The sequence below is a fragment of the Candidatus Cyrtobacter comes genome, from assembly GCF_034470605.1.
In the GTDB taxonomy this organism is placed as follows: Bacteria; Pseudomonadota; Alphaproteobacteria; order Rickettsiales; family Midichloriaceae; genus Cyrtobacter; species Cyrtobacter comes.
Genome location: NZ_JARGYT010000051.1, coordinates 1 through 8,537 on the forward strand (window position 1 = coordinate 1; position 8,537 = coordinate 8,537).

Below are 8,537 nucleotides of genomic sequence, written 5' to 3' on the forward strand. Positions count from 1 at the left end.
CGCTAAACTCAAAGAAAATCGACGCTTAGCATTACGATTTGAGAAATCCGATCTCTCTTTCCTTGCCTTTATAGCTTTAGCATCTATTAAATACAACCTTTGTTAACAGTGCCTAAGGTTGTTTATGAGCATGTAGATAGACAAACAAGTAAAACTTATACTTCAGATCTCGTGTTGAGGTATAAATTTGATGGAGATATTATAAGAGATGTATCTATACCGAATATTAATGCGCCACAGTGTGCGAAATTTAGCAATTTTTCAACAACTTATTGTGCGGTGGTTCCAAAAGATGATGTTGAGAAAATTTGTGTATGTGCTCAAGCTGATTGTAATAGCAATAAATTTATAGGGTGTGTTCCAAGGCCAATGCCTAAAGATTCAAATGTTGCTATGATTGGTGAATTCACCTCTAAAGAGGATTATAAAGGAAGAGAAATACCAGCACTTAAAATTAGTTTAGTAAGAACGCTAACTGATGGATCTATAATAAAAAAAGATGCGGATGGTGCTAAGGTTGTTGAGAAAAGTGGTACATATTATAAGCTAGATGGTAATAACGATATCACAAATACACCTGCAAAAGAACCCGTAATAGTTGAAAGGTTTCAGTTGCCAAAAGAACGAGATGCAATTGCGGCAGAATATTATGAATTTATATCTCAGGATGCTTCTGGTAACCAAATAGAAGGTCTCATGCGTGGTACGGTTTCAGCATATGGTTTTAATTTTAATGTTTCGATACCTAAATTAAATAGTTCTAATAAAATAGAAGATATTGGTGTTATAACACCAATACAAAACCAGACGCTTAAAGGATGTTTTGTATTTTCATCCTCTGATGAAAAAGGTGTGCCTAGGTATTTTATACCTAAAGGAAAAAGAGATAGAAAAACTTGCTGTCCTAGCTATGTAAAAAATAAAGAAAAAGAATGTATTGTCCCGCCTATTAAGAAAAAGTGTGATGATGGTTCTATGGCCATGAATGATGAAAATGCGCAACGTGCGTTTTGCCCAGGTGTATATGAAGAGCCGGAAAATCCAGATGTTGCAGACGATATATGTTTAACATGTGAAAATAAAAATGTGATGCCAGACCCATTCTGCTTAAAGATGCCAACAGATTGTGGAAAACAAGAAATACCAAACAGTTTTAATGGTTTTGCAATTTGGGATAAATCATCGCCTGGAAAAATTTCGTATTCAACTTGTAGTATAGACTATGGATTACAAGCAAGTAACGAGATATCAATACGTAAAAAAGATACATCATCACTACCATTAGTCGAGCAGGGAAAAATAGAATCAGAGCATAACAAGTTGATAAACTATTTGGCAGATTTAAAAGATGAGAGTAAGAAGATCCATAAGAGGATTAGTACAACAGAGCTGCCAAAAATTGATCCAAAGTATCAGCAGTATTTTGATATACAAGATACAGAAAAGGTACCAGAGAGAATATGTACAGCAAATCTATACAGTAGATTTAATAACCCATGCTTGATTACAAATGATGGGTGTGTAGAATTGAAAAAGCCGCTTGAATTGACTGGTAATATGCTTTTGAATGAGTCAGGTGGGCTTTACTATAACGTAGCTGTAGCTGAGTTAGGAAGTTTAAAACCTGGTCAAGAGAGAGAGATGGCGCATATAGCGGATGTCAATGGTAAGTGTCCTGCTGGTTATACTGCGGAAGGAAGCCTGACCCGTAAATGTGTCACAAGATATATAATTTCAAAGGCTTCTAATGGTAAGGGGAAAATAGATGTAAAGAGCCAATTTTGGGGTGATGTTAATGGTAGGTGTTCTAAAATCAAGTAGTGTATTACGTTGTTATGTATATTTATAACTAAAGATGAATTCTGAAGCTCTAAAGATGTTCGAAAAAGCAAGTTTTAAGGTGACAAACCAGCGTAAAGCAATTGCAGATGTTCTTTTTTCAAGCAATGAGCACCTTAGTGCAGATGAAATCTTTAAAAAAATTTCATCTATAGATCCAAATATTAGTATTGCAACTGTTTATAGGACACTTCTATTATTTGAGGAGTTTGGAATAGTTAAGAGGTTAGATCTCGGTGAAGGAAGATCATTATATGAGGCTGCAGGATCCCAAAAAGGGCATCATCATCATTTGGTAGATTTAGAGAGTGGTAAGATTATTGAATTTTATGACCCTGAAATAGAAGATTTAAAAGAAAGGATAGCAAGAAGGCTGGGGTATAAACTTATTGATCACAGGCTTGAGCTATATGGGATACCTATTAAATAGAGATCGTTAAAGAATACAAGGTGATAGTCCCATCAATTAAAATCGCTATAGGAGAGTTACCGTATAATTATCATTGAGTTGACTTTAATAAAATTGCACAATTTTTTTACTAATTTAGCTCTCGTATTACTGAGAGTATCAGTGTTTTCTTCAATATTTTGATTATTTAGGTAATTTTGAAATATGTCTAATACCTCAAAGCCCTTATTAATCCAGAGCTATTATATAAATAAGAATATTAAAAAATCTTTATACTATCTAATCTCATATATAGATTTTAGTTTTATACTGTTATTACAAAAAAGTTATTCATCTTTTTTAATAAAAATTCTAACTGCCACTCGATATTTTTAGAGCCATTTTTTTTAAGAACCTCTGCTCTATCCTCTATACCAAATTTTAGTAAAAAATCTTCCTGTGTTCTAATTTCAATATCTAATATGTGTTTTTGAAATATTTCTGCAAAATAACTAAAATTAACCAATGATGTAATATCAGATTCACCTGGATGTTCTAAAATATGGCATTTTTGATGATTTTTGACGGATTGCAGGCTACTTTTAAATTCATTAATTATATACCCATAATCTATTATAATTGCGCTTCCGCAATGCTTTTTTATAATCGTAGATATAAAATCTAAATAATTTTCCCAATAAGCTGAAATTTCTATAATCCCATCATTATGATCTGAGCATATCTTTGTATTATTTGTACCTGATAATACTAGTGATAGCTCATAGTTTGTAACCGCCACACAAACCTCCTTAATCATATCCTGGTTTTTGTAATACTGCTTTATTGGTAATGCATCAAAAAATTCATTTGCTACAAATATAATATATTGATCATCCTGGATGTTTTCTTCTATTTCTTGGGTAGATGAGAACCATTTTATAAGTCCAAGGTAATTTTTAAGATTTTTTTTCTGATCTTCAATTAGCTTTTGGCTAATATCGTATAGAAATATGTTTTGAATTTTATTAGCTAATTTTTTATTTCTTAGTATATCTAGCATCATTATTCCGCTCCCTGGGCCGAGTTCTATTATTGTAATTGGTTTTTCATTTCCTTTCTTAAGGTATTCGCTAAGAGCCCATATACCTACAATTTCACCAAACATTTGGCTTACTTGTGGTGCTGTTATAAAATCATTCACTATAGAATTACAATTATTATAGTAATTATATGATGAAAGGCTGATGAATTGATCCATTGGTATTGGTCCATGCTGCCTTATAAGGTCTATAATTTTATCTTTAAAAGTTTTGCTCATAACTCAAATATTTCTTTTATAAATGGAATGGTTATGGCCCTTTTTTCAGATAATGAAAGTTCATCTATTTTTTGTATAAGAGTTTTTAATTCAAAAAAACTTCTTTCAATTCTAGTGGCAATGTATTTTGGTACATCTGTATGAAATATTATTTGTTTTTCTAATAAAGATTTTGTTAGTAATGCTTCAATTATATCCCTATCAGGAATTCCTATTAATATCTTATATGAAGATGTAATTCTAGATAGTAGATCTGGGGTTTTATACATACCATACCTGCTAGTTGTCATAAGCAGCTTGAGGTTTCTTTCGTGACAGAAGTTAATTGTATGAAAGAGAAAAGTCTCTTCAAGGTTTTCTATATTTTCCATAACTACATTTCTAGTCTCATTTAATTCATAACCTGGATTATTATTCAAAAATATTACGCTTCTCTTATTGGCCCATATATTAGCTAGATGAGTTTTGCCGCTGCCACTTTCCCCTATAATAATCAATCTGTTAAATGGCCATTTAACATCGGAGACAATTGCTTTATAAGCCTCTATATTGCAACTAGCAATAATAAAATCCTCGTGTGTATATGTTGGTGAAATATCCATTGGAAGAACCAATTGTTTATTCATGATACGCCACTTAAAGAATTTATATCAAAGAGTTGGTGTATAAGATGATAAGCTTTATAGATATAAGATACAAAGAAAAGTTGAGTATTGGTATTAAAGAACATAACAAGTAATCAGTTATCATGTCTAAGAATATAATAATCGATGTTTTCAAGTATCCAATCCAACTATTGCATCAGCAAATTCCTTTGGGTTTAATGGTATAAAATCATCTATTTTTTCTCCCGTACCTATTCCATAAATTTTTAACTTATACTTTGATGCAATAGAAACTAAAATACCGCCCTTGCTAGAGCTATCTAGTTTAGTCATTATAAGGCCGTTTAGACCTATTGTTTCCTTAAATGCCTCAGTTTGTTTCATTAAGTTAGATCCAGTGAGTGCATCGGCAATGAGTATGCACTCATGTGGGGCATGATCATTTAATTTTTTTAGGACTTTTACATGCTTTTTTAACTGATCCATTAAATTAGAATTGCTATGAATTCTACCAGCCGTATCTAATATTAATATATCAAAATCATTCTTTATTGCATGATCCATAGCTTCAAACACTATACTTGATGGATCTTGTTTCTCTTTTTGTGCAAGTATAACAGAACAATGAGCTCTTTTTGCAATAATTTCCATCTGTTCTTGTGCGGCTGCTCTAAACGTATCGCATGCAGCGATTAATACTTTGTGACCTTGTTTTGAAAAAAAATTTCCAATTTTTCCTGCGGTACTAGTCTTCCCGGTACCATTAATGCCAACTAGCATAATAACATAAGGTGATCCCTTTTTCTCTAATGTAGTTGTTAATGGGGTGATTATTGATTGTATTGATAATGAAATCAAATTTTTTACATCGTCTACAGAGCTTTCTTTATCAAACCTTTTTTTTGATATTTCTGAAATTATTTTTGATGAAGTATCTACATCAATTCCAGATAATATTAATACTTCCTTTATATTTTCAATCGTATCTTCATCCAATTTTTTCTTGGTTATGGCATTGGAAAGACCAAAAGTTAAAAAAGAGGCCGTCTTAGAGAGTGTACTTTTTATTTTAGAAAAGACGCCCATATAAATTTAAATAAGAAGAAATAAGAAAATATTGATGCCAATGATATATATAAGATATAAAATAGCAAGTTATGCCAGGAAGTGGGTTGGCACACCGTTTTCTAATGGTGGTAGAAAGAATGGTATAGGGTGTGATTGCCTAGGGCTTTTTATAGGCGTTGCAAAGAGGTTTCATTTTCGTTCGTTATATGAAGATAAGCTAATTTCTGCATTTGATACTACTGCTTACCATTATTTAGAGGATTCTAAAAAATTGGAACATGAAATAAATAAGCATTTAATAAAAATAGATGCTCCCAGGGTAGGGTCCATTGCGCTAATTAGTAATCAAAATATTTCTCATATAGGTATAGTTGCAGATTACATTAACAATAAAAGCCTGTTCTCACTCATACATGCAAGTATAGAAAGAAGATTAGTAATAGAGCACAGGCTTATATTTGAGGAGAGATATGCTTATTTTGATTTTAAGGAATTGTATTATTTATGACTATAGAAGAAAAAATAGATGAGCTTCACAGCTCGTGGCAAGAGGTTAAAAGTGTATTTAATAATAATGTGAGTATGATAAAAAAACAAAATGCAGAGATTGATAGCATCAAATCCGCTATATCACGCCCATCATCTGGGCATTTAGAGTTTGAAGATTCTTCATATAAAGAGGGGTTTTCTGATTATTTAAAAAAAGGTTCTGAGAATAATATTGATAAGTCTGATTTTGGATATCAGGTTACTAGAAGAATGTTTTCAAGAATCAAGAATTATCTTGAGTGTCATTCAATAATGAGGCAAATCTCCAATGTTACAGAAATTTCTGGAGATTCTCTTGAGCTGATAGAGGGTAGTGGAAATTTCGCTGGTTGGTCAAAAGATGCAGATAAAATCTTAAATTCAAAAGATAATAAAACAAGCGCATCAAAAATTTCTATACCACTGCATGAATTATATGGGCAAATTGAAGTAACGCAGAAATTATTAGATGATAAAGAAATCAATATAGAAGATTGGATATCTGATGAATTAATAAGATCTTTTTTTAAGGCGGAAAATCAAGCATTTATAAATGGTAGTGGTGAAGGGGAGCCAGAAGGTATATTAGCTAAAAATTCTAAAATTGATATAATAGAGGAAAAAGCAATGACCAGCGAATCTTTAAGTAATATATTCTTTAAGCTTAATGATTCTTATTCAAAGAATGCAAAATTTTTAATGAATAGGTCGGCTTTGAAACTAATCTCTAATTTAAGAAATTCACAAAAAGAATGGGATTATATATGGAGGGTAAACAATAATAAAAATATAGATACTATATTTGGAAGGGAAATTATAGAGTGTGGCGAAGTGCCAACGAATGAGACATTAATTATTTTTGGTGATTTTAAATCAGCATATCAAATTGTAGATAGGGTTGGCGTAGATCTTTTAAGAGATCCATATACTAGTAAGCCGAATACTAGATTTTACTCAATGAAAAGGGTTGGTGGGAAAGTTATAAATCCAGAAGCAATCAAGATACTTAAGGTGAAAAGTGCGTGATAAATTAAGTAGATTATAAATGTCGGAGATAGGATCCAATGCCGTATTACTTTAGTAGCTTAGCAAGGCGCTGAGTTCTATGTATTTACAAATGAGTAGATAGGTAGTTTAAATATCGGCTACTTATAAAGAGTTAGGTAAAATACATCATTAGAATTTTTTAATGCTTTTTTCTCGTATTTTGTTGATATCCAATCCTCAGGTTGTTTTTTCTGAAAATCAAACCCGGTATCAACAATATTATTATAATAATCAACGCAATCCGTTGCAATCAATAGCCTAGAGCTTGGCTTCATCTTAAGAAAAAGAAGACTGATAAATTTTGTATTTATCAGTCTTCTTTTATGATGTTTTTTCTTATGCCATGGGTCTGGGAATAGGATATAGATATCAGAAAAAAAATCATTTGGCGCATTTTCGAGTAATTCTCTTGCGTCATTATTATGAATGAGGATATTTGGGATTTTTTCAGTTTTTATCTTATAAACTAGTTGTGATATCCCGTTAGGATAGACCTCGCAACCTAGAAATATACTCTTTTCTTCAAGTCTTGCTCTCTGAAAAATATGCCCCCCATCACCGAAACCTATTTCCAAGTTAACTTTAGGGTATTCAGTCAATGAGCTAAAAAATGATATGTCGTTTTTTATAAAACTATATTCTTTAACTAACTCTCTTTTTTTTTCTGAGCGAATTCTAGAGCGTAGTACAAAAGATCTTAATCCATCCATATCTATCTATGCATGCTAACGAAAGTGCCTCTAGCCGGACTCGAACCGGCACATCCAGTGGACAACAGATTTTGAGTCTGTCGCGTCTACCAATTCCGCCACAGAGGCAGCAGAAAGCCAAAAAGCATCCCTAATACATATGATGATGCCTGCAATTTCTTAAAAGAAAGAAGCTCAGATTTTAGCTTCTTTAAAAATAACCCTCTTGCGAAGTATAGGGTCATACTTCATGAATGAAAGCTTGCCATCACCAGAACCTTTTGGGGCAGAAGCCACATTACTCTTTCCCTTTTTTTTCACCCAGAAAAAGCCAGTACCACCAGTACTAATAAGCTTTACGAGTCTTTTCTTTTTATCAGACACAATAAGATAACAAAATAAATCCAACTATTAACGCATTCTATAACAAGTGCTATAATACGTGTCAACTTATACAGTGTCTATATGTTTTATATTGCATATTTTGATATTGCTGAACATGGCTAGCTTTATACATATAGCTAAGTAGATAAAGGACAAATATGTATTAAGTTAGTATTACTCGAGTTTTTATCGAGCATTGATGTTTAATATTTTGTCAATAAAGCGTTGCTTAGGTCCAGAATTTTAAAATAACTGCCATATTTATGTTAATATATTATCCCTTTAGCAGTTGACTATATAGGTCATACATTGCATTTTATAGACGTTTAGTATTATGATCTCCCGCCAGACCATCTGTCAGGTGCTTTGTTCTCTGAGTATGTCTTAACAGCCCGTAGCATTTTTATTATTTTCTCTAATATTTGGTTACATAGTTCATTGAGCTGATTTTGTTGGCCCATTGCTTGATCTGATGCAGGTGGTTCAAAACTTTTGCTCACTGTTGAATCTGGTGATTTAGGACTTTTGCTTGGTAATAACTCCTTTAACTGACCTAGGCACTGTTAACAAAGGTTGTATTTAATAGATGCTAAAGCTATAAAGGCAAGGAAAGAGAGATCGGATTTCTCAAATCGTAATGCTAAGCGTCGATTTTCTTTGAGTTTAGCGAA

General features: G+C 32.2%; 10 protein-coding genes and 1 tRNA gene. 4 read left to right on the forward strand and 7 right to left on the reverse strand.

All coding sequences use genetic code 11. The features are described 5' to 3' along the window. Positions 1–108: 108 nt before the first annotated feature. Positions 109–1,821: a hypothetical protein gene (locus Cyrtocomes_RS04025; RefSeq protein ID WP_322497919.1), complete on the forward strand. Its 1,713-nt coding sequence runs from the start codon at positions 109–111 to the stop codon at positions 1,819–1,821. A gap of 34 nt (positions 1,822–1,855) precedes the next feature. Beyond that, positions 1,856–2,269 carry a Fur family transcriptional regulator gene (locus tag Cyrtocomes_RS04030; RefSeq protein WP_322497920.1) on the forward strand — a complete coding sequence of 138 codons (414 nt, stop codon included), beginning with the start codon at positions 1,856–1,858 and terminating at the stop codon, positions 2,267–2,269. Positions 2,270–2,552: 283 nt separating this feature from the next. Here the strand turns inward: Cyrtocomes_RS04030 and Cyrtocomes_RS04035 are convergent, their stop codons facing one another. The 3 genes from Cyrtocomes_RS04035 to ftsY all read right to left on the reverse strand — a co-directional run bounded on the left by Cyrtocomes_RS04035 (position 2,553) and on the right by ftsY (position 5,236). Next, positions 2,553–3,545: an SAM-dependent methyltransferase gene (locus tag Cyrtocomes_RS04035; RefSeq protein ID WP_322497921.1), complete on the reverse strand. Its 993-nt coding sequence runs from the start codon at positions 3,543–3,545 to the stop codon at positions 2,553–2,555. Further along, positions 3,542–4,171, reverse strand: a complete 630-nt coding sequence (locus tag Cyrtocomes_RS04040; protein WP_322497922.1) for an HdaA/DnaA family protein — start codon at positions 4,169–4,171, stop codon at positions 3,542–3,544. Before Cyrtocomes_RS04040 ends, Cyrtocomes_RS04035 begins: the two co-directional genes overlap by 4 nt. A 150-nt stretch (positions 4,172–4,321) precedes the next feature. Then, positions 4,322–5,236 (reverse strand): signal recognition particle-docking protein FtsY, encoded by a 915-nt coding sequence (ftsY, locus tag Cyrtocomes_RS04045; RefSeq protein WP_322497923.1) that lies wholly within the window; start codon positions 5,234–5,236, stop codon positions 4,322–4,324. Positions 5,237–5,276: 40 nt separating this feature from the next. Here ftsY and Cyrtocomes_RS04050 point away from each other — a divergent pair, with 40 nt between their 5' ends. Next, positions 5,277–5,726, forward strand: a complete 450-nt coding sequence (locus tag Cyrtocomes_RS04050; RefSeq protein WP_322497924.1) for a hypothetical protein — start codon at positions 5,277–5,279, stop codon at positions 5,724–5,726. After that, complete coding sequence (locus tag Cyrtocomes_RS04055) at positions 5,723–6,772, forward strand: phage major capsid protein (protein ID WP_322497925.1); 1,050 nt, start codon at positions 5,723–5,725, stop codon at positions 6,770–6,772. Before Cyrtocomes_RS04050 ends, Cyrtocomes_RS04055 begins: the two co-directional genes overlap by 4 nt. Before the next feature lie 119 nt (positions 6,773–6,891). Here Cyrtocomes_RS04055 and trmB read toward each other — a convergent pair whose 3' ends face one another. The 4 genes from trmB to Cyrtocomes_RS04075 form a co-directional block, all read right to left on the reverse strand. After that, the gene (trmB, locus tag Cyrtocomes_RS04060) at positions 6,892–7,503 is read right to left on the reverse strand and encodes a tRNA (guanine(46)-N(7))-methyltransferase TrmB (RefSeq protein ID WP_322497926.1); all 612 of its coding nucleotides are present in this window, start codon (positions 7,501–7,503) and stop codon (positions 6,892–6,894) included. Positions 7,504–7,528: 25 nt separating this feature from the next. Beyond that, a tRNA-Leu gene (locus Cyrtocomes_RS04065) sits at positions 7,529–7,611 on the reverse strand. Positions 7,612–7,677: 66 nt separating this feature from the next. After that, a complete protein-coding gene (gene rpmG / locus Cyrtocomes_RS04070; RefSeq protein WP_322497927.1) occupies positions 7,678–7,866 on the reverse strand; it encodes a 50S ribosomal protein L33 in 189 nt (62 codons plus the stop codon). Between the two features lie 332 nt (positions 7,867–8,198). Beyond that, positions 8,199–8,366 carry a hypothetical protein gene (locus Cyrtocomes_RS04075; RefSeq protein WP_322497928.1) on the reverse strand — a complete coding sequence of 56 codons (168 nt, stop codon included), beginning with the start codon at positions 8,364–8,366 and terminating at the stop codon, positions 8,199–8,201. Between the last annotated feature and the right edge of the window lie 171 nt (positions 8,367–8,537).